19 protein-coding genes are annotated in these 22,021 nt (G+C 73.3%); 9 read left to right on the top strand and 10 right to left on the bottom strand.

Annotation, left to right across the window (positions count from 1 at the left end; genetic code table 11):
* Window positions 1–56 precede the first annotated feature (56 nt).
* The gene (locus tag ASG95_RS06040; RefSeq protein ID WP_235543445.1) at window positions 57–440 is read left to right on the top strand and encodes a metallopeptidase family protein; all 384 of its coding nucleotides are present in this window, start codon (window positions 57–59) and stop codon (window positions 438–440) included.
* 37 nt (window positions 441–477) lie between these two features.
* On the opposite strand, the gene ASG95_RS06035 is transcribed toward ASG95_RS06040, so the two are convergent.
* From ASG95_RS06035 to ASG95_RS06025, 3 genes are all read right to left on the bottom strand, one after another.
* Entirely contained in the window at window positions 478–1,965 is a 1,488-nt protein-coding gene (locus tag ASG95_RS06035) for a DUF5719 family protein (RefSeq protein WP_057376894.1), read from the bottom strand.
* Window positions 1,962–5,084 carry a glycosyltransferase gene (locus tag ASG95_RS06030; protein ID WP_057376893.1) on the bottom strand — a complete coding sequence of 1,041 codons (3,123 nt, stop codon included), beginning with the start codon at window positions 5,082–5,084 and terminating at the stop codon, window positions 1,962–1,964. The genes ASG95_RS06035 and ASG95_RS06030 overlap by 4 nt, the downstream gene beginning before the upstream one ends.
* Window positions 5,085–5,180: 96 nt before the next feature.
* Window positions 5,181–5,396 (bottom strand): WhiB family transcriptional regulator, encoded by a 216-nt coding sequence (locus ASG95_RS06025; protein WP_153269213.1) that lies wholly within the window; start codon window positions 5,394–5,396, stop codon window positions 5,181–5,183.
* Window positions 5,397–5,707: 311 nt separating this feature from the next.
* On the opposite strand from ASG95_RS06025, the gene cofD reads away from it, so the two are divergent.
* Both cofD and cofE read left to right on the top strand, forming a co-directional pair.
* Window positions 5,708–6,694, top strand: a complete 987-nt coding sequence (cofD, locus tag ASG95_RS06020; RefSeq protein WP_057376892.1) for a 2-phospho-L-lactate transferase — start codon at window positions 5,708–5,710, stop codon at window positions 6,692–6,694.
* A gap of 2 nt (window positions 6,695–6,696) precedes the next feature.
* Window positions 6,697–7,731 carry a coenzyme F420-0:L-glutamate ligase gene (cofE, locus tag ASG95_RS06015; RefSeq protein ID WP_235543443.1) on the top strand — a complete coding sequence of 345 codons (1,035 nt, stop codon included), beginning with the start codon at window positions 6,697–6,699 and terminating at the stop codon, window positions 7,729–7,731.
* 6 nt (window positions 7,732–7,737) lie between these two features.
* On the opposite strand, the gene ASG95_RS06010 is transcribed toward cofE, so the two are convergent.
* The gene (locus ASG95_RS06010) at window positions 7,738–8,670 is read right to left on the bottom strand and encodes a DNA-3-methyladenine glycosylase (RefSeq protein ID WP_057376891.1); all 933 of its coding nucleotides are present in this window, start codon (window positions 8,668–8,670) and stop codon (window positions 7,738–7,740) included.
* Window positions 8,671–8,760: 90 nt separating this feature from the next.
* Between ASG95_RS06010 and ASG95_RS06005 the strand changes: the two genes are divergently transcribed.
* On the top strand, window positions 8,761–9,462 hold the full coding sequence (locus ASG95_RS06005; RefSeq protein ID WP_057376890.1) for a DUF3105 domain-containing protein: 702 nt from the start codon (window positions 8,761–8,763) through the stop codon (window positions 9,460–9,462).
* 95 nt (window positions 9,463–9,557) lie between these two features.
* On the opposite strand, the gene ASG95_RS06000 is transcribed toward ASG95_RS06005, so the two are convergent.
* The 4 genes from ASG95_RS06000 to ASG95_RS05985 all read right to left on the bottom strand — a co-directional run bounded on the left by ASG95_RS06000 (window position 9,558) and on the right by ASG95_RS05985 (window position 14,453).
* Window positions 9,558–10,361, bottom strand: a complete 804-nt coding sequence (locus tag ASG95_RS06000) for a class I SAM-dependent methyltransferase (protein ID WP_235543434.1) — start codon at window positions 10,359–10,361, stop codon at window positions 9,558–9,560.
* Window positions 10,358–11,389: a lysylphosphatidylglycerol synthase domain-containing protein gene (locus ASG95_RS05995; protein ID WP_082592373.1), complete on the bottom strand. Its 1,032-nt coding sequence runs from the start codon at window positions 11,387–11,389 to the stop codon at window positions 10,358–10,360. The genes ASG95_RS06000 and ASG95_RS05995 overlap by 4 nt, the downstream gene beginning before the upstream one ends.
* 832 nt (window positions 11,390–12,221) lie before the next feature.
* A partial coding sequence (locus ASG95_RS21980) for a glycosyltransferase family 4 protein (RefSeq protein WP_235543432.1) occupies window positions 12,222–13,261 on the bottom strand: 1,040 nt, incomplete at its 3' end.
* A 67-nt stretch (window positions 13,262–13,328) separates the two neighbouring features.
* Window positions 13,329–14,453 (bottom strand): glycosyltransferase family 2 protein, encoded by a 1,125-nt coding sequence (locus ASG95_RS05985; protein ID WP_235543430.1) that lies wholly within the window; start codon window positions 14,451–14,453, stop codon window positions 13,329–13,331.
* 166 nt (window positions 14,454–14,619) lie between these two features.
* On the opposite strand from ASG95_RS05985, the gene ASG95_RS05980 reads away from it, so the two are divergent.
* The gene (locus tag ASG95_RS05980; RefSeq protein WP_056923217.1) at window positions 14,620–15,411 is read left to right on the top strand and encodes an inositol monophosphatase; all 792 of its coding nucleotides are present in this window, start codon (window positions 14,620–14,622) and stop codon (window positions 15,409–15,411) included.
* 25 nt (window positions 15,412–15,436) lie between these two features.
* Window positions 15,437–15,739 (top strand): hypothetical protein, encoded by a 303-nt coding sequence (locus ASG95_RS05975; protein WP_057376889.1) that lies wholly within the window; start codon window positions 15,437–15,439, stop codon window positions 15,737–15,739.
* Window positions 15,740–15,754: 15 nt separating this feature from the next.
* Here the strand turns inward: ASG95_RS05975 and ASG95_RS05970 are convergent, their stop codons facing one another.
* The gene (locus ASG95_RS05970; protein WP_057376888.1) at window positions 15,755–17,869 is read right to left on the bottom strand and encodes a hypothetical protein; all 2,115 of its coding nucleotides are present in this window, start codon (window positions 17,867–17,869) and stop codon (window positions 15,755–15,757) included.
* A gap of 72 nt (window positions 17,870–17,941) precedes the next feature.
* On the opposite strand from ASG95_RS05970, the gene ASG95_RS05965 reads away from it, so the two are divergent.
* Window positions 17,942–18,376 carry an adenylyltransferase/cytidyltransferase family protein gene (locus tag ASG95_RS05965; protein WP_056922866.1) on the top strand — a complete coding sequence of 145 codons (435 nt, stop codon included), beginning with the start codon at window positions 17,942–17,944 and terminating at the stop codon, window positions 18,374–18,376.
* Entirely contained in the window at window positions 18,376–19,086 is a 711-nt protein-coding gene (locus ASG95_RS05960; RefSeq protein ID WP_056922867.1) for a TIGR03089 family protein, read from the top strand. Before ASG95_RS05965 ends, ASG95_RS05960 begins: the two co-directional genes overlap by 1 nt.
* 18 nt (window positions 19,087–19,104) lie before the next feature.
* Here ASG95_RS05960 and ASG95_RS05955 read toward each other — a convergent pair whose 3' ends face one another.
* On the bottom strand, window positions 19,105–20,739 hold the full coding sequence (locus ASG95_RS05955) for a peptidoglycan-binding protein (protein ID WP_057376887.1): 1,635 nt from the start codon (window positions 20,737–20,739) through the stop codon (window positions 19,105–19,107).
* A 442-nt stretch (window positions 20,740–21,181) separates the two neighbouring features.
* On the opposite strand from ASG95_RS05955, the gene ASG95_RS05950 reads away from it, so the two are divergent.
* Window positions 21,182–22,021, top strand: a complete 840-nt coding sequence (locus ASG95_RS05950) for a CoA transferase subunit A (RefSeq protein ID WP_057376886.1) — start codon at window positions 21,182–21,184, stop codon at window positions 22,019–22,021.

Raw genomic sequence — 22,021 nt, 5'->3', positions numbered from 1 at the left:
CCGGCTTCCCGCAGCGCCCCTCGGGGCGGGTCCGGAGGGACCGCCGAGGCCGCGGTGTGCGTGGTCCCCTGGCGTGGCCGGCCGTGCCCGCCATGGCCACCCGGCGGCAGCAGTTCGACGACCTGGTGCTGGACAGCGCGGCCCGCCTCGAGGGGCGTCTCGGGCCGCGCTTCGAGCAGCTGGAGTTCGCCGTAGAGGACGTCCCGCCGACCGACCCGGCGCCGTGGGAGCGCGAGGGCGCGCCGCTCGGTCGGGCCTTCCCCGCCCGCGGCCGGCAACCCGCCCGGATCGTCATCTACCGCAGGCCGATCGAGGCCCGCGCCGAGAGCCAGCGCGACCTCACCGCGATCGTGCAGGACGTCGTGGTCGAACAGGTCGCGGGTCTGTTCAACCTCCCCCCGGGCGACCTCGACCCGCGATACGACGACGACGGCGCCTGAGCGTTCCTGCCCCCACGCCGGACCGGCGCACCGAAAGCTACTGGGTGACCTCGCGCAGGCCGACCGACGTCGTCCGCAGGACGGTGTCCCTCAGTGGGGTGACCGAGATGAGCAACCCCTGGTCGTCGTGCAGCAGGGAGATGACGCCGGCTCGCACCTGACCGTTGCCCGACACGCGGTGCACCCAGACGGACGCGGCACCGGTGACGTCGATCGTCGAGGCGGCATCCACGCCGACCTGCGGCCTGCGCGAGGTCTCCACGCCCTTGGCGTCGACGGTCACGACCTCCACCCCGGCCGTGTCACCGGACGAGGTCAGCGACAACAGGCGCTGGACGCCGGTGGCCGTGCCGGGAGCGACGAGCGGCAGGCCGGCCACCCCTGTGATCGGTGGGGTGGATGACGCCCAGGCCAGGTCGCCGGGCTTGGCAGGGTTGGCACGGGTCACCATCGCGGCGGCCACGACTGGCACGTCGGCCCGGACCTGGATCCCCACGTTGGAGGGCGGGAGCTTCGAGAGGTCGATGTCGCGCACCGCGCCGCCGTTGATGCGGATGACGCCGCCACCCGGCAGGGCGCGGGCGCCCTGGGCGGTGAGCACCCTCGCCTGGACGACGGCCTCGGAGCCGCCGGGCACCGCGACGCGCAGCAGCGACCGGCCGGTCACGGAGACCGCTGGGATGACCTGGTCCCGCGAAGGCAGCGCGGCCGGCACGGCATCGTCCGACCCGCCCGCCCGGGTCCCGTCGAGCCAGGTGTCGTTGACGACCGCGCCGATGACGCCACCTTCGGCGACGACGTGCACGACCGGGTTGGCGAGGTCACCCGAGATCGAGTCGAGCAGGAACGAGGTGCGGCCGTGGGCCGGCACGACGATGTCCTTGCCGTTCGGGGACGAGACCGGCCCGTCGGCCCCGTGCAGCGTCGCGTCGACGGTGACCGGGTTGCCACCCGGGTTGGTGAGCACGAGCCGCTCCTGGCGGCCGGGGTCGCCCCCACCCGCCAGGATCCAGAACTCGGCACCGGGCTGGCTGCACGGCGCCCCTCCGAGGGAGCGCAGGTCGCCCGAGGGCACCAGCCAGCTCTGGGCCGCGGCCACCCCGGCCGCCATCGACTCGGACCCGGACACGAGGACACCAGCCGCCGTCCCCTGGTCGACGGAGAGGTTGGCCCCGCGGGTGGTGACGGGGGCGCCGAGGGCACCACTCGGCATACGGGTGAAGCTGAGCTTGCCTGCGGCAGTAGCGGGGTGGAGGCCAGTCAGGGCACGGGGCGGCGCCGCGGCTGCGGCCACCCGCACCGGCACGCCGGCGTCGTCGACACCCTTGATGCCCTTGAGCTCGGGGCCGGGGCAGACCAGCGACGAGCTGCGCACCGGGTTGGTCACGGCGGTGTCGGCCCGGTCGGCAGCGGCACCCGACCCGAGCGCCAGGGCGCCCTGGCTGTGGGTGGCCGCGACGACGATGCCCACGCCGGCGAGGGCCACGAGGGAGGTGCGGACCAGTCCGCTGGCCGACACGTTCACGGGCGACTCCTCCTCGAGGAGCGGTTGCCGAAGGGCACGGCGAGAAAGACGACGAGCAGCAGGAGGATGCCCTGCGCGTAGCGCCACGTGGCGCTGGTGGGGAGCACCTCGACGGAGATCGTCGCCGGGCCCGGGGGCAGTGCGTATGCCGCGCGGTCGCCACTCGGCGCCAGGATCCGGCCGTCGACGGTCACCCTGGCGTGGCGCACCCAGGCGTCGGGCTCGGCGAGGACGAGCGAAGCGCCTTGCGGCACCACGGCCCGCACCTCGAGACGGGCGTGCGAGCCACTCACCGGCAGCGCCTGCTCGGAGCCCTTCGTGACCAGCCGGGCCCGCGACGGCGCGACGGCGCTGTCGGCCGTGCCCCCGCCTCCGGGGAGCACGCGCCAGAACGTCACGCCGTCGTGCTCGCCCAGGCGGCTGAGCCCCGCCGTGGCGTCGAGCGCCCGGATCCGCGGGTCGGTGGCCTCGGTGCGCAGGCCGACGAAACCCACGGCCTGGTCGGACAGGTCGGCGGCGGGGGTGAGCGCGCCGGGGGCAGCGCCCTGCTCGAACAGCGCCCCGACCGAGGTGGCGAGCGCGGTGCTGCTGGTGCGGTCGGCGGAGGGCGTGGGCAGCGAACGCGCCACGTCGCTCACCTCGCGACCGAGCAGCTGGTAGGTCAGCCCGTCACCCTCCGGGGTGAGCAGGAGCATGCGGTTGCCGATGCCGCTCTCGGCCTGGTCGACGGCCACCGCGGGTCGCGGGTCCGGCCAGGCGCGCAGGTCGCTGCCCACCGTGCGCCAGGTCAGCCAGGCGCCGCTGAGCAGGACCGAGCCGATGAGGGCGGCGGCGACGGGCCAGCGCGCGAGCGCCTGCCAGCCTCCGCGGGACCGGCTCACCGCGAGGCCTTCGGCCCCCAGCAGCGCGGCCGCGACGAGGGCGAGGGCGAACACCAGCAGGCCGGTGCCGGCCCAGGCGGTGATCGGCCGGCCGGCCTCTGGGAGGCCGTGCGGCACGACCCCGAGGGAGATGCGGGGTGCCACGACGGCATACCCGAGACCGAGGAGGGCGACGACGGCCAGGACGCTGGCGGCCGGGCCACGGCGGCCCGCACGGAGCAGGCCGAGCAGGCCGGCCAGGACCAGCGGCGCCGAGAGCAGGACGGGGTAGGAGCCTGCTCCACCCGGGTGGAGCAGGGCGATCTGCCAGGGCAGCGCCTGGTCGGTGCCCCAGACCGAGAGCCCGGGACCGGTGAAGACCAGCGCGGGCCGCGTGACCAGCGTCTCCACCCAGGGCCCGAGCAGCAGCACGGGACCGACAGCGATCGCCAGGCCTCGCACGCGAGCCCAGCCGTGACCGGCCAACAGCACGACGACGCCGGCGACGACGACGAGGGCCAGGAGCGCCGGGGTGAACGCGCCGAGGACGGCCGCCCCGAGGACGGTGGCCGCGGTGGCGGTCGTCGTGCCGGTCCGGCGACCGGCGAGCACCACGCCGGCCGCGACCAGCGGCAGCACGACCGCGGCGACGATGGCCCCCAGCCGGCCGGAGCCGACCGCGGTGGCCAGCACCGCCGTCGTGGACCAGGCCAGGGCCGCGAGGGCCCGTGGCAGCCGCGAGTGGGTCACCACCCGGGCGGCGAGGTATGTCGTGAGCGTGGCCAGCGGGAGCGCGAAGGTCACGAGCATCGTGACCACCGCACCGGCCGGCGATGCGGGAGCGCTGAAGAGGGGGAGGTGGGCGGCCAGCCACGAGAGCCCGGCCAGCACCACGAGGTGGGGCCCCTGCTCGGCGCCGGACCCGAGTCCGGAGCCGTGCCAGCCATCGAGCCAGGCGTGCCAGAGCGTGCCCGCACCGGCCCGGACCCCGACCGTCTCGCCGCCGGTGAGCCCGTTGTCGAGGCGCTCGCCGAAGCTGCCCCCGAACCGCCTGGTCGCGAGCACGGACACGACAGTCATCGCGAGGACCACGAGCACGCCGGGGTTGCGGGTGGCACGGGACGCCCAGGTGGCACCCAGGACGTTGAGGTCCTGCGCCTCGTCGGCGACCGGACCTGACTCGATCGCCGCCGCACGGGCGGACTCGAGCTGTCCCGGCTCGAGCGCCACCTCGTCACGGATGAGGTCAGTGGTGTGGCGCAGCACGGTGCGCGACGGGACGAACAGTCCCTGCAGGTCGCGGCGACGCACCTGACGCGTGCCGCGCGAGCGCCACCGCGCGCCCAGCACCCGACCGGGCGTCAGCACGGCACCGATGTCGGAGAGCTCCGCCCAGGCGGCGCGGGGGCGCTTCGCGAGGAGGAGGGCGACCGCCGCGGTCGTGCTCGAGAGGACGATCCACGCGGCCAGGAACGGCAGCGTCCACCAGGCGCAGCGCGACAGCGCCACGCGGCGGGCCTGCCGCCGCATGCGGGTGGCCGAGTCGCTCGGCACGAGGTCGTCAGGGGCCGGCTCGGCGCCGGTCCGCACGGTGGCGCGGGGCACCACGACCACGCGACGACCGGACTGCTGGGCCCGCCAGGAGAAGTCGATGTCGGCACCGAAGTCGCCCAACCTGCGCTCGGGACCACCCAGCTCCGCGAGCAGGGCCCGCTCGACCAGCATCCCGGTCGCGGGGATGGCGAGGACGTCGGTGCGGCGGTCGTACTGGCCCTGGTCGGGCTCGCCGGGCGCCGGCGACGGGATCACCCGCCCGCTGCGGGTCAGCTGGAGACCCACGGAGCGCAGCGCCCCGGCGCGGGTCCAGTCGAGGAGCTTGGGGCCGGCCGCCCCGACCGACGGGCTGCGCCGCACTGCGTCGAGCAGGCGGGCCAGGGTCGTCGGCGCGGCGGCGCTGTCGGAGGTGAGCACCCACACGTGGCTGGCCGGGTCGGGCGCCGCAGCACCGGTGGCGAGGTCCTGCGCGAGGGCCGAGCACACGGCATACGCGAGGGAGGCAGCGCCGGGGACGGTCACGACGGTGATCGAGGGGATGGCGTCCGCGACGCCGCGGTGGGCCCGCACGGTCTCGACGGCGTTGCCGTCCACACCGGGGTCGACCACCACGAGGCGCTCCGGGGTGCGCGTCTGGCGCGCGAGCGAGTCGAGGGTCTCCGGGAGCGCCGAGGCGGGACCCCGGAGGACCAGAACCGCCGTCACGGTCGCGACCGCCGCAGGAGGTCCTGCGGGGTCCGTCACATCATGGGGCGGGGCAAGCGTCATGCGCTGGTCACGAGGGAGTCGCCACGCGGGCGACTAGACCGCACGCTTCTTGAGCTTGCGGCGCTCCCGCTCGGACAGCCCACCCCAGATGCCGAACCGCTCGTCGTGCGCCAGGGCGTACTCCAGGCACTCGGCCCGGACCTCGCAGCCGACGCAGACCTTCTTGGCCTCCCGCGTCGACCCGCCCTTCTCAGGGAAGAACGCCTCGGGGTCCGTCTGGGCACAGAGCGAACGCTCCTGCCACGACATCTCCACCTCTTCGCCACCTTCGAAGGTGACCAACTGAAGCTCTTGCACGGCTTCCTCCTCGACCCGGTGCGCCGCCCTGTGTGTGACCAAGCGCGATCACAACAATGGAATTACACGCGTGTCATACGTGGTTAGTCAAGCGGAAGTCTGATATTTGCCCGATCGGACGAACCTTGATAACGCCTCTTCCCCGAGCGCTAGAGGTGCGGTAGAAGTGCGGTGCGCGTGCCTGGCGCGGCTCGGACCGCCGTGGGCGTCCGTCCTGGGAGCCACCGATGGCCGCGCAGGGTGGGACTGCAAGACTGCGGGACATGCGCATCACGGCACTGGCCGGCGGTATCGGCGGGGCCCGCTTCCTGCGTGGCCTGCGCGCCCACCTGGACCGCACCCCCGACCTCGCGGACACCGAGCTCACCATCATCGGCAACACCGGTGACGACATCAGCCTGTTCGGTCTGCGGGTCTGTCCCGACCTCGACACGTTGATCTACACCCTCGGCGACGGCAGCCACGAGGCCCAGGGCTGGGGACGGGCCGACGAGAGCTACCGGGTGCTGGGCGAGCTGGCGGCCTACGGCGCCGTGCCGCAGTGGTTCGGCCTCGGCGACCTCGACTTCGGCACCCACATCGTGCGCTCGCAGTGGCTCGGCCAGGGGCTGTCCCTCTCCGAGGTGACCGCCCGGCTCGCCGCCCGGTGGGGGCTGCCCGACCAGCGCATCACCCTGCTGCCGATGAGCGACTCCCCCGTCGAGACCCACGTGGTCGTCGAGGACGAGCAGGGACAGCGGGCGATCCACTTCCAGGAGTGGTGGGTCCGACACCAGGCGTCGATCCCGGCCCAGCGGTTCCAGGCCGTCGGCATGGACCGCGCGTCCGCTGCCCCGGGCGTCCTCGACGCGATCCGTGGGGCCGACGTCGTGCTGCTGCCGCCGAGCAACCCGGTCGTTTCCATCGGGATCATCCTCGGGGTCCCCGGCGTGCGAGATGCGTTACGTGGCACCGCTGCTCCCGTCGTCGGGGTGTCACCGCTGATCAACGGCATGCCGGTGCGTGGCCACGCCGACGCGTGCCTGCGGGCGATCGGCGTGGACTCCACCACCTCCGCCGTCGCGGGGCTCTACGAGGACTTCCTCGACGGGTGGCTCGTCTCCCCCGAGGACGAGTCATCGGTGAAGCTGCCCCGAGCGGTGGTGCGCGGCCGGCCGCTGCTGATGACCGACACCGACGCGGCTGCCGAGATCGCGGGCGCCGCCCTCGACCTGGCGCTCGAGCTGACCTCCCGGACCAGGGGCGCCTGAGCGTGCCGACACTCTCGATCGTGCCGCTTACCGGCATACCCGAGGTGCGGGCCGGCGACGAGCTGGTCGGGCTGCTGCTCGACGCCGCGGCAGCCGCGGACCTGACGCTCGTGGACGGCGACGTGCTCGTGGTCTCGAGCAAGATCGTCTCGAAATCCCTTGGCCTGTGGGCTGATTCGACGGTCAAGGGCGCTGCCGTGGTCAGCCAGACGGTGCGCGTCGTGGCCGAGCGGATGACCGGCGACAAGGTGACGCAGATCGTCCGGTCGACGGCCGGTCCGATCATGGCCGCCGCCGGCGTCGACGCCTCCAACACCGGAGGGCGCGATGCCGTGCTGCTGCTGCCAGCTGACCCTGATGCCGAGGCGGAGCACCTGCGGGTGGCACTGCTCGCCGCGACCGGCCTCCGGCGCCTGGGTGTGGTGGTGAGCGACACGGCCGGGCGACCGTGGCGGTTCGGGCAGACCGACTTCGCCCTGGGGGCCGCAGGCATCGAGGTCGTCGACGACCTGCGTGGTGGCGTCGACGCCGACGGTCGACCGTTGTCGGTCACCGCCCGAGCCGTCGGCGACGAGCTGGCTGCCGCCGCAGACCTGGTGAAGGGCAAGGCCGACGCGATCCCCGCCGCCGTGGTCCGCGGGACCGAATGGGCGCTGGCCGACCGCGGCCCGGGCGCCCGCGCACTCATCCGCGCAGGCCGAGAGGACTGGTTCGACTACGGCCGCGCGGAGGCGGTCCGGGCCGCCCTCGGCATCGAGCCCGGCGAGGGGATCGCCGAGCAGATCGGCATCCCGACCGTGGGCACCGAGGACGTGGCCAGCCGCCTGGGTCGGGCCGTCGCGGTGGCGCTGGTCGGCGCCCCCGACGTCGGCATCGACGTGGGTGGGTCGGTCGTGACCGTGTCCAGCCCCTCGTCCTACCAGCTCGGCGTCGCCGTGGCCCGGCTCGAGGTGGCGCTCTGGGGCGAGGGGCTCACCGCCGAGGTCCCCGACGACGTGGCCGGGCTCGACCTCCGGCTCGAGATCCGCGACCGCTGAGGGAGCTCAACGTCGGGTCGGCAGGTGGGTCCTCGGGGCCATCCGCGGGCCCCGGCGCGGACGAGCCGCCCCGGACAGCTCCAGCAGGTGCTGGACGCGGTAGCGGTGGCCCCGGTAGGGCTCGAGCAGCTCGGCGAGGACGTCGTCGTCGCGAGCCTCGCCCAGCAGCGCCCAGGTGAGGTTCTTCGCCACGTGGTAGTCGCCGAAGCTGACTGCGTCGGGATCACCCAGCGCGCGCTGGGCGACCTCGGCCGCCGTCCAGACGCCGATGCCCGGCACCGACCGCAGTCGTCGGTGGGCGGCGTCGAGCGGCAGCTGGGCGCTCTCCTCCAGCCGACCGGCCACCTTCGCCGCCCGCATCACCGTGCCGGACCGCGCGCCGTCGACCGAGGCCGCCAGCCAGTCCCAGGACGGGATGGCCGCCCACTCCTGCGCCGTCGGGGCGACCCAGAGGCGGCGCTGCTCGCCGGGGCCCGGGGCGCGCGAGCCGAACCGGTGGACCAGCGTCCGGTAGCCGCCGAACGCCTCCTGGCCGGTCACCTTCTGCTCGATCACGCCCGGCACCAACGCGTGCATGACCAGGCCGGAGCGCGGCACGTGCCAGGCGGCATACCGTCTCCATGCCGTGGCGACCTGCGGGTGGTGCGCCACGAAGTCACGGTCGTCATCACCGTCGCCGAGCAGCGCCGGCACCTGGTCGAGCGCCCACTGCGCCCCGTCACCCCAGGCCGTCGCCACCACCTCACCGACGTCGCGACGCTGGACGAGCCGCAGGGTCGCCGGCCCGGCGGGCGTCGGCAGCCCGAGCCACCAGCCGTCGCCACGGTCGGGCTGGAAGGTCGGGTCGCCTCCCCCACGACGGAACGCGGAGATGACCAGCCCTACCGCTGTGGCCCTGCCGGGACGCCACACACGGGTGGTCTCGGCGGTCGGGGACATGTCGCCAGTGTCGCGCGTCGGGGTGACAGGGTCCGCAGGCGGGCCACGTAGACTCTCCGCGACCCGCCCCCGAACGACCCCGAGGAACCCGTGGCAAACAAGCGCGCGAGCCAGGACCGCAAGGCCCGACTGGCCGAGATCCAGAACCAGCAGAAAGCCAAGGAGCGCAAGGTCGTCGCCGGCATCGTCGTCGGTTGCCTGGTGCTGCTGGCCGGGCTCACGGGGGTCGTGCTCTACGCGATCAACGACGCGAAGGGCAAGCAGCTGCCCGCTCTCGGGGTCTCCGTGGCGGCCGCCAAGTGCGACCCCGTCACCACCGACGCCGCCACCGGCTCGGGTGAGCACGTCGGGCCGGGCACCGCGAAGCCGGACCAGACCTCGGTGCAGTACTCGACGATCCCGCCGAGCAACGGCGCCCACTTCGCCACCCCCGACGTCAGCGGACGGGACTTCTACACCGCCACCGACCGCCCCGTGCTCGAGACGCTGGTCCACAACCTCGAGCACGGCTACACGATCCTCTGGTACGACGGCACCAAGGTGAAGGACACCACCCTCCTCAAGGACGTCGCCGACCAGGCCAACAAGGTCGCCGAGACCAGCGGCAAGTTCAAGGTCGTCGAGTGGGACCCGAGCCGGGGCGCCTTCCCCGCCGACAAGCCCTACGCCCTCTCACACTGGGCCAAGGACGCCGGCCACCGCCAGCTCTGCGGCGACCTCTCCGGCCAGGTCATCATCGACTTCGTGAAGAAGTACCCGAAGGACGACACCCAAGAGCCGGGCGCCGCCTGACCCCAACGGGTTTCGGGACCCGACCACCAGACGGAGCCGGCCAAGACAGGTATGCCGCCCGCTCGCACGAGCGGGCGGCATACCTGTCTGCGGGCTCAGAGGTGGACGGGGCTGACGCGCAGCGCGGGGCCGGCCGGGGCGGCGTCCTTGAAGGCGGCCCAGATGTAGGTCGGCGCCATCGGTGCGGCCGCCTCGAGGACGCGGCCGGGCACGCGGGACACCCACGCCGGGATCTGGTCGGTGCCGGCGAAGGCCGTGCTGTCCGCGAGCACCGGGAGCGTGTAGTCCCAGACGTCGAAGGCGCCGAACAGCCGCCGCAGCCCGGCCCGGGAGTAGTAGTGCTCGTAGTAGTGCTCGCCGCGCCCGGTCAGCCGCAGGTAGCGGTCGGCGGCGCCCTGGGGAAGCCAGGAGAGGAACGGCAGCTTGTAGTGCGGTTCGACGACCTGGTGCCGGTGGCCGATGCCGAGGTAGAGCACCCCGGTGGGGCTCAGCACGCGGTGGATGTCGGCGACGACCGACTCGGGGTCGACGACGTGCTCGTAGATGTGGTTGAAGACGACGACGTCCATCGACCCGTCCTCGAACGGCAGCGCCTCACCCCGGGCCAGGCTGAACTCCACGCGTTCGCCGAACCGCTCGCGCGCCGCGACCAGCCCGGGCTCGTCGATGTCGACGCCGGCCGTGTGCGCCCCGGCCAGGGCCAGCTCGTCGGCGATGAAGCCGGCCGAGCAGCCCACGTCGAGGGCCCGCAGGCCGGCCAGGTCGGCCCGGCCCAGCGCGTGCCGGACGACGGCCAGGATCTTCTGGGCCTTCTGCCGGCGCTTTCGCTCGTCGAGCATCGCGCCCATCAGCTCGGAGTAGGCCAGCTGCTCCTCACGAGCGGACCCGTCGGACGTCACGAGCGGGACTCCTCGGCGGTCACGTCGGGGTCGACCTCGATGTGGTCGTGCTGCCGCTCCTCCGGGGAGGTGACCAGGTGGTGCGACCGCGCGTAGAGCCAGCCACCGAGGGCGAACACGACGTCCGCGGCCACGGTGAGGAAGCGTGAGATGACGACCACGGCGGTCGCGGCAGAGGTGGAGGTCACCGGGGCGAGGATCAGCACCAGCACGCCCTCGCGCACCCCGACGCCGGCCGGCAGGACCACGCTGAACATCGCGATCGACGACGCCAGCGCGAAGCCGGACAGGCTCGCCAGCACGAGCTGACCCGTGCCGGCGTCGTCGCCCGTCGCCCGGGCCAGCACGAGGATGTGCAGGCCGGACGAGAGCCACGCGCCGATGAAGAACAGGGTCGCGGTGAGGACGGCCCGGCCGGAGAGCCGGTGCTCGAGCTGCTCACGGCGGAGCACCCGCAGGACGGTGGCGATCCCCCAGTTGAGCAGCGGTGGCCAGAGCACGACGGCCAGCAGCGGCACCGCGAGCAGCAGCGCCCAGCCGGTCCGCGCCGCCGAGTCGTCGCGGGTGATCAGCAGCGGCAGGGCAGGCGCGCCGACGATCAGCCCGCAGATGGCCGCCATCGCGACCGAGACGAACGCGACGACCGCCGAGCGCTTGCGCGGGATGTGCAGCCGGGCGCCGATCTCGGCCTGCGCGACGATGCTCCAGACCGCGCCGGGCACGTACTTGCCCAGCTGGCCCACGAAGAAGATGCCGCCGGCCGGCGCGACGTGCAGCGGCGACCCGAGGTCGGCCATCAGGACCCGCCAGCCCAGCACGGTGAAGACCGGGGGCAGGCAGACGAGGACGGCAGCCAGCGCGAAGGTGCCGGCGTCGATGCGCCCGATGTCGGCGGACACCTCGCGCCAGTTCTTGGCGACCGCCACGGTCACGGCCGTGACGACCAACAGCGCCAACAGGATCCGCAGCCCGCTGAAGATGCGGGCGCGGTTCGTGGCAGTGGTGGTCTTGGTGCGGCCCGTGGCCATGTCAGCGCCTCCGCAGGGTGAGCCGGAGCAGCCCGTATGCCGCGTCGGTGCGGGTGGACGTGTCGGAGGCCGACCGCATCCGGCCGGTGATGTCTCCGTCGAGGTCGCCGACGAGCACGAACCCGAAGTCGTGGGAGCGCGCCAGGACCGCCCGCACGTCGGCCGGCCCGAGGGCGCCCTCGGCTCCGGGGTGGCCGATCGGCAGCGTGACACAGAGCAGGCCGCCGGACTTCAGCGCCCAGGACGCCTGGCTCATCGCCTCGTCGATGTCGTCGGCGTCGCAGCCGCCCGGGTGCAGTCGCACGATCACGTCGAGCGAGGCGGTGTCGACGTCGAGCACCTCGACGCTCGACCGGTGGCCGGTGAGCTCGAGCTCCACGGGGGCGAACCCGATCGCCCGCGCCCACCGCGACAGGGGCGACCGGCTCCCCGACTCGTCGACGATCACGGCGCTGCGACGACCGTCGTCGCGGACCCTGACGATCGCCGCGAGCGCACCGAGGGCGGCCCAGGCGGCGATCCCGTCGCTGCAGCGCGGGAGCCCGAGGCTGCGCGCGAGCGCCTTCGCGTCGTCGGCGTCCTGGCCGTCGGCGAGGACGTCCGAGGCGCGCACCCAGTCGGGCAGGTCTCCCCGGGACAGCTCGACCTCCGGCCGGGACGCTGCGACCACGGCGCGGACGGTGTTCGAGATCCGGTGCCGCAGGTGACCTGCGACGGCTGCCGCTCCGGTGGGGGCGTCGGCCACGTCGTCGTCGTCCGGCTCGGTGGCCGTCTCGACGGCGGCCAGCGCCTCGATGGTCCCGACGTAGCGGGCCCAGGGCCCGGACAGGTNGGGAGCCGCTGGAGGGCGGCCACCAGCGCGGCCTTGTCGCCCGGTGGCACGAGGATCCCGTCGACGCCGTCGCGCACCTGGCCGCCGAACGTGCCGACGTCGGAGGCGAGCACCGGCAGGCCGTGCTGCTGGCCGAGCAGGGCGTTCTGGGAGGCGGTCGCGCTGCGGTAGGTCAGGGTCAGCACGTCGTGCGAGGCGAACAGCGGCGCCAGGCGGTCGGCCGGTACGTAACCGCCGTGCACCTCCACGCGGTCGCGCAGCCGGGGGTCCTGGGCGAGCTCCTTGACGCGTTCGCCGCTGGAGCCCCACATCTCCCCCGCGACGGTCAGGGTCGGACCGGGCACGTCGGCGAGCGCCTCCATGAGCAGGTCGACGCCCTTGTAGTCGCGGACCATGCCGATGGCGAGCAGCCGCGGCGGCCCGTCGTGCTCGACGCGGTCCACCGGGGCGCCGCCCGGCAGGTGCGGCGGCAGGTCGGTCACCGACACCCGCGGCGCGCCCAGCTCGTAGGCGAGCCGCGCCTGCGCGTCGCTGTGCACCAGGACCGAGTCGACCCGCTCGAGGAACTGCCGCATCAGCTCCCGGTCACCGGGGTGCGTCTCGTGGGGCAGCACGTTGTGGGCGATCACCACGGTGCGCGGCCCGGGGTGACGGGTCGTGCGCTGGACCGACCGGCGGCCCACACCGGCCGCGCGCAGCAGGGCGAGGTGAGCGGGCACGACTGCCGGGATGACGTGGACGACCACGACGACGTCGAAGCCGCGCAACCGGCGCCCGGTGCGCACCCACGTGTCGGGTCGGGCCCAGCTCAGCGCCCGCACCGTGCGGGGGAACGGCTCGACGTCGGGGGCTCCGCCGGGCACGGCCTGCTCACCCGGGTAGAGCTTCGAGGGGTAGAGGTGCGACCAGGACACCAGCGTCACGTCGTGGCCGGCCTCGGCCAGCTCGTGCGCGAGGCTCGTGGTGTGCGCGGCCACCCCGCCCTTGTAGGGATGCGTCGGGCCGACGACCGCGACCTTGAGGGCCGCGCTGGGGCTCATCGGAGGCCTCCGGACCGCCGGCCGCGCGAGGCCACGCGAGCCGGCCACCCGGCATACCGGGTCGTGCTCACACGCCGGTCCGCGAACGCACGACGAGGTCGGACAGCAACGCCAGGGACCCGATCATGATGCCGCTGACGATGAGGAGCACCGTGCTCGCCGGGAAGTAGAACGGGTGGCGCACCATGTCGACCACGGCCTTGAGGACCCCGATGACGATCAGCCACAGCGCCGGCGGCATGAGCACCTTGAGCGGGTCGAAGTACATCACCATGCGCAGCACCTGGAGGATGTAGCGGTAGGCGTCGCGGACGAAGTGGAACTTGCTGACCCCGGCCCGCTTCGCGTAGCTCGTGGGGACGTACTTGACGTCGTGCTGGTTGGACAGGAACGCCAGCGTGATCGTCGTGACGCAGCTGAAGCCGGGGGGGAGCAGCCGCAGGTAGGGCAGCGAGACCTCGCGCCGGAACGCCCGCAGACCCGAGTTGAGGTCGGGGATGGTCTGGTTGGTGAGCTTCTCGGCGATCTTGCGGATCAGCCACTTCGCCGGGACGCGGGCCCACTTGTGCGTGCCCTCCTCGGTGGTGCGCGCGCCGACGACCTGGTCGTAGCTCGGGTCGTCGCGCAGGATCCGCACCAGCTCGGGGATCCGCTCGTTCTCGTAGGTCATGTCGGCGTCGGTCCACACGACGATCTCGCCGTGCGCCTGCTGGGTGCCGATGCGACGCGCCGTGCCGCTGCCACCGTTGCGGCGGAACGGCATCACGCGGATGTTGGCGTAGTCGCGGCTCGCCTGCTGGAGCACCTCGAGGGTGTTGTCGGTCGACGCGTCGTCGATGCAGAGCACCTCGTAGGTGAACTCGCTGGAGTTCATCGCCGCCGTGATCCGGTCGATCTCCTTGAGCACGTGCTCGCCCTCGTTGTAGCAGGGCAGGACGATCGTGACGTACGGCTTGCCGTGGCCGGGTTCGCCGGGGAGCGGTGCGGCGGCGGGCTCGACCGCCGGCAGGTAGGCCGCGTCGGCCGGGTGCACCGGCGCCTGCGCTGCCGGGGTGGAAGGCGTAGCCGGTGCGCTGCTGGCTCGTTCGCCGGTGCCGATCACCTCGGTCGCGGGGTTCGACACCTGCGGGGGGTCGACGGGAATGCGCTCCGTGACGGGGGCGGCTGGGCCGGTGCTGGGGTGCTCGCTCATCTCGCGAGGAGCCTACCCGTCGCCCCACTCCCCCGTGCCCACCCTCGCCGTGCCTGCGACTCTGAAGGATCGTCCGGGTCTGGGTCCGGACGATCCTTCAGAGTCGCGGCAGGTAGGGCCGTGGACCGGGTGACGGGCGTCGGCTCGGGTGTGGAACGGTGGGGTCGTGGACACCCAACAGGTGCTTGAGCTGATGCAGACCGTGGCCGCCGAGGTCATCACGCCGCGGTTCCGTTCGCTGGCCGACGGCGAGGTGATGGAGAAGAACCCGGGCGACCTCGTCACGATCGCCGACCAGGAGTCCGAGGCGATCCTCACCCGCGAGCTGTCGGCGGCCTTCCCCGGCGCGTTCGTCCTCGGCGAGGAGCTGACCTCGGTCGACCCGACCACGCTCGACCGCTACGTCGAGGCCGAGCACGCCTTCACGGTCGACCCGGTCGACGGCACCAAGAACTTCGTCCACGGCTCCCCCGACCACGCGGTCATGGTGAGCGAGGTCGTCCGCGGCGAGACCGTCCGCGCGTGGATCTGGCAGCCCGAGCACGAGGTCGCGTGGGTCGCGGAGAAGGGCGCCGGGGTCTACCGCAACGGCGAGCGCGTCGTCCGCGAGCCCGTGCCGGACGACGTCGAGCCCCGGGGGGTCACGTCCATCTGGCCGTTGCGCGGGCACTCGCTCGGGTCGATGCCCGCACTGGTCGGCTCGTGGGTCTGCTGCGGGGTCGACTACCCGCGCCTGATGGAGGGCGCCACCGACTACATCCTTTACGCGCGCAACAGCCCCTGGGACCACTCCCCCGGCACGCTGATGGTCACCGAGGCCGGTGGTTTCACGGGCTTCGCCGACGGAACGCCTTACTCACCAACGCTGCTCACTCCCGGCATCGTCGTGGCCGCCGACCGTGGCACGTATGCCGCGGTGCGCCGCCACGCAGCCGACGCGTTCGCCAAGCGCAGCTGACGACCAGCGCCCGTAGCCTCGTCCCATGACGTCGCGCACCTGGGACCACACCGAGGTATGCCGCGTGCTCGCCCTCGCGGGCGACCCCGCCGCCCTGGGTGGTGCAGTGACCGTCGCGCTCTGCGGCCACTGGGAGCACGACGGTCCGTGCCGGTGGGAGCACCTCACCACCTCCGAGGCCGACGGTGACGGCGCGGTCGTCACGGTCTCCTTCGACGCCAGCACCGAGGACGAGCAGCAGGTGCGCGACCTCATCCGGTCGGCGCTGGCCGCAGGGTCACTGGTCGGCCCCGACGGCACGACCACCACCTGGCAGCTCGCGCCCTGACGCAGGGGCGGGGCCTCAGCCGAGGCGGCCGAGGTAGACGCGGATCGGCAGCTCCACCAAGGAGTTGGGGCGTGCCTCGAGCAGCCGGTCGTCCTCCCGGACCCGCGCGTCCACCGCGACCACGGCACCCTTGAGGCCGAGCCGCTGGAGTCCCTCGGGAGAGTCGGCAGCGACCAGCACGAGCCGGCCGCCCCGGGCCTCGACCGCGCGCTGGACCTGTTGGACCGCGGCGCCCAGCCGGCTCGGGTCGTTGCGGAGCGTGGACGTCGTCGACAGGGCGCTGACGCCGCAGTAGCCGCGCAGCACCTGGGGCCATTCGTTGGCGGCCCTCGAGTCGACCATCAGGGCGACGTCGCCGGGGTGCATGGCGGCACAGACCGTGTCGACCGCGGCCCACTCCCCCCGCTCGACCCGCTCGTCGAGGTGTGGACGGGTGGCCAGGGCCGTGGGCACGAGCAGGGCCGCCGCGATCCCGACGCTGACGGCGACGTTCACGGCATACGGGAGGCGCCTGGTGGACCACCGCGAGACCACCGCCGCGCACGCCACCGTGAGGACCACCACGGTGGGCAGCGCGATGAGGAGCCGGCGGTCGGCCCACGGGTGGTCGGGCGTGATCCCCGGACGGTAGAGGGTGAGCAGGGTCGAGCCGACCGCGATGACCGCCGGACCGCTCCAGCCCGGCAGCGCGCGGCCGTCCACCCAGGCCGACGCGGCACGGTGGGCGAGCACCGCCGTCGCCACGAGGGCGAGGCCGAGGGCGGCCGGGCCGACCCACCACGACATCCAGACCAGGGTGTGCTCGGCATACGTCCGGCCGCCGTCCACGGTCAGGCCCTGCCGTGCCTGCAGCCCGGCCACCACCCGCGCCCCGGAGTCGGCGGCTGACTGGCGCACGACCTGCCACCAGGGACGGCTCGCGAGCACCAGGCCCACGACGACGAACCCGCCGGCGAGGATCCGCGGCAGCCACGCCTGGACGATGGTCGGCAGCGCCCAGCCGCGCGCCGAACCCCACAGCAGGACGACGCCGAGCAGGCACGCGGCCACCCCCATCGCGACCAGTGGGAGGAGCGAGCCGGCGATGCTGCCGAGGTACTCGCTCGACGTCAGCCAGGTGACGCCGAAGGCGATCGCGGTCGACACCGCGGTCGAGCCGGCGAGCCCCCGGGCGTGCGTCTGGCGTTGCAGGGCAGCCAGCACCACGACCGGGACGACCAGGACCACCTCGCGCAGGGCATCGACGCGGATCGCGATCGCGCCACCCATCAGCACCCCGGCCACGACGGCGGCGCGGCGGGCCGACACGACATCGGGGAACGCCGCGCTCCGGGCCGCCAGCACCAGGGCGAGGAGACCGGCGGCCAGCACGGGGAGGGACACGGGTTCGGAGTAGGTGGATCGGGCGACGTGGAGCAGCGGGAAGAGCAGCCCGGTGCCCAGCGCGGCCAGCGGTCCCCACCGCGGACCCACGACCGTCGCGGCGAGCAGACCCACGCCCAGGACGGTGAGGCCGAACAGGATCGCGGGCGCCCAGGCCGTGCCCGCGGGACCGGCGACCCACCACGCGACGGAGTACCAGGCCGACGCTCCGACCGGGAACTGCGGCTGGATGCTCGGGTGCTGAGGGGTGCCCGTCGCGTAGAAGGCCGGACTCGCCAGCGTGATGCCGTCGATGGCCAGCACGTCGGGTCCGCCGACCGAGTCGGGGCTCACCGCGATCGGACGGGCATGGCCGGCGGCCAGCTGGATCGCCGACTGGAGGTAGGAGCCGGAGTCGCGCCGCGGGAGCACCTGCTCGGAGTGGGTCGCACCGGCCCAGACGACGGCTCCGACCGAGAGCACCACCAACAGTCCTGCTGACCAGACCGGGAGCGGGCGCACCGGCACCAGCGCGGCGCCGAAGCCGGCCACCACCGCCAGCACCAGCAGCACCGGTCCGGCGACCCACGGGCTCCAGGCCCCACCGAGCGAGAGGAGCGCCGCGGCGACCGAGCCGAGGACCAGCCACAGGCCGGCCCAGACGACGGTGCGGGTCACCAGCCAGCCGCCCCAGGCCTCGCCCCTCAGCAGCGGGAGGTCGCCGGGGTCCGGGGCATAGGGGTAGCGGCGGGGCTCGCGGCTGCTCACAGACGGCAACGCTACTGCGCGGGAGGACCTCGGCCGCGCACCGGTGCTCGCCCTCGCGATAACCTCACGGCCATGCCTGACGACACCACCCAGTCCGGGGACACCACCGCTCCGCGCACGGTCATCACCTTCGGGACCTTCGACGTGCTGCACGTCGGGCACATCCGGATCCTCAAGCGCGCCGCCTCCCTCGGCGACCGGCTCGTCGTCGGCGTCTCGGCCGATGCGCTCAACGAGGCCAAGAAGGGCAGGGCCCCGGTCTTCTCCCAGGACGAGCGGCTCGAGATCATCGGCAGCCTGAAGTTCGTCGACGAGGTCTTCGTGGAGGAGAGCCTCGAGCTCAAGCGCGACTACATCATCGAGCACCGGGCCGACGTCCTGGCGATGGGCGACGACTGGAAGGGCCGGTTCGACTTCGTGTCCGACCTGTGCGAGGTCGTCTACTTCCCGCGCACGCCATCCGTGTCGACGACCGAGCTCATCGAGCACATCGCCAACACCGCCTGATGCCTGCCACTCCCGCGGAGGTGCTCGCGGCGATGCTGCGGTCGGACCCGGGCCGTCCCCGGGTCACCTTCTACGAGGACACGCCCGGCGCCACCCGCGGTGAGCGCATCGAGCTGAGCGCCAAGGTGCTCGCCAACTGGGTGAGCAAGGCCGCGAACGCGCTCCAGGAGGAGTGGGACCTCGCGCCCGGCTCGCGCGTCCGGCTGGCGCTGCCCCCGCACTGGCGCTCGCTCTACTGGGCGCTGGCCGTCTGGTCCGTCGGCGCGACGGTCGTCCTCGACGACGCTGACGCGGACCTCGTCGTCACCGACGACCCCGCGAGGGCCACCCCGGCCCCGACGCCCTCCGTCCTCGTGACGCTGGCCGCCCTGACCCGCGGCGCCGCCGGGTCCGTGCCCGCGGGGGTGATGGACGAGGCCAAGGAGCTGGCGACGTATGCCGACCAGTTCAGCCCGTGGGACGAGCCGGCTCCCAGCGACCTCGCCGTGGTCGGCGCAGGTGCCGACGCGGCATACGAATCCGTTGTCCCCCAAGGGAACTGGGCTCCGGGTAGTCGCGTGCACACTGCGGCCGAGTCGCTCTCGAGCGTGCTGGCGACGGCCCTCGGCGCCTGGTCGGTGGACGGCTCACTCGTGCTGTCCCGCGGGCCGGAGCCCGAGGGTGGCCGCGCCGCTCGACTGGCCTCCGAAGGTGTGACCGTCGAGGCCTAGCCGCTCGGCCCGCAAGCGCTAGCGGCGGCGCAGCTCGGCCTCGAGGGCCTGCCACGTCAGGGTCGCGACCACACCGGTCCGGGCCAGCTTGGCGCGGCCCTGGAGCGCCTTGACGGCGGTGGCGGTGGCCGGGCCGAAACTGCCATCGGCCTTGATGCCCAGCGCCTTCTGCAGCGCCGTGACGGCCGTGCCGTGCGAGCCCGTCTTGAGGACGGTGCCGTAATAGGCCCGCAGCGGGTAGTCGCGGTTCTCGAGGGCCTGCCAGACCTTGCCGTCCACGACACCGGTCTGGGCCAGCTGGTGGGACTTCTGGAAGGCCTTGACCGCGGCGGTCGTGCGCGCCCCGAACGCCCCGTCGACGGCCAGGCCGCCGAGGGCCCGCTGGAGGGTCTTGACGGCGGTGCCGCGCGAACCGGCCTTGAGGACCGTGGACTTCAGGGCGGTGTAGGGAGTGGCGACACGCGTGGTGCTGCGCGAGGCCGAGTCGGTGCTGCCGGTGCCACCCATCAACGCGGCCCACGTGCTCGGGCCGACGATGCCGGTCGCCGGCAGGTTGCGGCGGGCCTGGAAGGCCTTGACGGCGGCCTCGGTCTTGGGGCCGAACGCGCCGTCCGCGGTGATGCCGAGCGCCTTCTGGAGGGCGACGACCGCCGCCCCGGAGGAGCCCTTCTTCAGGGTCAGCTTGGCGTAGGCCGCGAGCGGGCTGGCGGGGGACTTCACCGGTGGCTTCGTCGGGGTGGTGACCGGGGGCTTGGTCGGGGTGACCGGGGGCTTGGTCGGGGTCGACGGCGTCGTCGCCGTGCCGCGCGGGGGGATCAGCTTGAGCGCCACCATCTTGGCCCAGGTGGCCGGGTCGAGCTGGCCGGTCACCTTGACGCCGTGGGCGGCCTGCCAGGCCTTCAGGGCGGCCGCCGTCTTCGGGCCGAAGACGCCGTCGGGTGTGACGCCGATGACCTTCTGCGCGAGCACCACGTCGGGACCGGTCGCGCCCTGGATCAGCAGCGAGTAGACGGCCGACGGGGTCTGCGGCGGCGTCGTGGGCTTGGGGGCCGAGGCCGGGCCGGGGCTGACCGTCGTGAGGGCCTTGCCGGTCCACCAGGAGGTGCGGGCGTAGGCGCCGTCCCACGAGAACGAGAAGTGGATGTGGTCGGTGTGCGGCACCGGCCCGGTGTAGGGGGCCCAGCCACGCGCCGGGTCGTAGGCGCGCCACATCTTGTGGTTCCAGATGATGTACATGATCCCGAACCGGCGGGCCATGGCACCGGGTCGACCCTGCGCGTCGGGCGCCGACAGCCACTGGGTCACCGAGTCGGCGATGGCCTTCTCGTTGGGCTTGTTGGCGCTGAGCATCCAGTCCCAGGCGCGACCCTCGGAGTGCTCGGTGAGGCCGCTGTTGCAGTTCCGGACGATGCCCCACTCGGAGGTGCCGACCTTGTAGTGGCTGGACATCAGCTTGGCGAAGGCCACGACACCAGGCTTGGCCTGCGGGTCGCAGAGCCGTTGCGCCTGGTAGGGCGGGGCCACGTCGAGGGCGGACGGCAGCGTCTTGGTCGGGGGCTTGGGCAGGGTGGCCGCATCCGCGGACGCCATCCCGACGGGGACGGTGAGCACCGGGATGGCCAGGACGCCGAAGGCACGCACGACACGCGACACGAGAAACTCCACGGGGGGATGGCGGCTCGGAGCCCGAGCCGCAGTACGAGTTGGACACCTGCCCCACAGGTGACCAGGCGTCACTTGCGGAGCAGGCAGGACATTTGTCCCACCAGTACTCACCCGTCACAAGCGGTTCGAGCGAACTACAACCACGGAATTCGCTCTCGCCTCCCCCGAACGGCCAGCCGCGCTGGGCGGCGCCCGGCCGGCATACCTCAGCTTTATCGGGTCTAGGGGAAACGTTGAGCTTCACCCCGGAACGCTTCCCGTGCGAAGGTCAACCTTCTTGCTTGACCCGATAAAGCTGAGGCGAGGACGGTCGGAGACCGGGCTCGTCACGCGGTGCACCGTCGTCATGTGGCATGCGCACGCGGCATACCGATGACTGTGGGGAGGGACCACGCAAGGCGGCCCGAGGGGTCCGGCTAGAGTCCACGCCATGGACAAAGTCGTCTCCACCGCGGCCGAAGCCATCGACGGGATCGTCGACGGCTCCTCCCTCTCGGTGGGCGGGTTCGGGCTCTGCGGCATCCCGAGCGTGCTCATCGCGGCGATCCACGATGCGGGGGTGACCGGCCTCGAGGCGATCAGCAACAACTGTGGCGTCGACGACTGGGGCCTGGGCATCCTGCTCAAGGACAAGCGGATCGCCCGGATGGTCTCCTCCTACGTCGGGGAGAACAAGGAGTTCGAGCGGCAGTACCTCTCCGGCGAGCTCGAGGTGGAGCTGACGCCGCAGGGCACGCTCGCCGAGCGGCTGCGCGCCGGCGGCAGCGGGATCCCCGCGTTCTACACCGTGACCGGTGCCGGCACCCAGGTCGCCGAGGGCGGGCTGCCCTGGCTGTATGCCGCGGACGGCACCGTCGCGAAGGCCTCACCTCCCAAGGAGGTCAAGGTCTTCCAGGTCGACGGGCACGACAAGGAGTTCGTCCTCGAGCGCGCGATCGTCGCCGACTTCGGGCTCGTACGGGCCTGGAAGGGCGACCGGCACGGCAACCTGGTCTTCAACCAGAGCGCCCGGAACTTCAACCCGCTGGCCGCGATGGCCGGCCGCATCACGATCGCGGAGGTCGAGGAGCTGGTCGAGCCCGGTGAGCTGGACCCCGACCAGGTGCACCTGCCCGGGATCTACGTGCACCGGGTGCTGCCGCTGACCGCCGACCAGGCCAAGGAGAAGCGGATCGAGCGCCGCACCGTGCGCCCCCGCCCGGATGCCAACCACGCCGGCGCAGGCGCCGGCAGCGAGAGCCAGTCCTCGACCAACAGCCAGGAGGCCTGA

It is taken from the genome of Phycicoccus sp. Soil803 (assembly GCF_001429685.1).
Lineage (GTDB): Bacteria > Actinomycetota > Actinomycetes > Actinomycetales > Dermatophilaceae > Pedococcus.
This window is presented reverse-complemented; position numbering and strand designations above follow the sequence as displayed.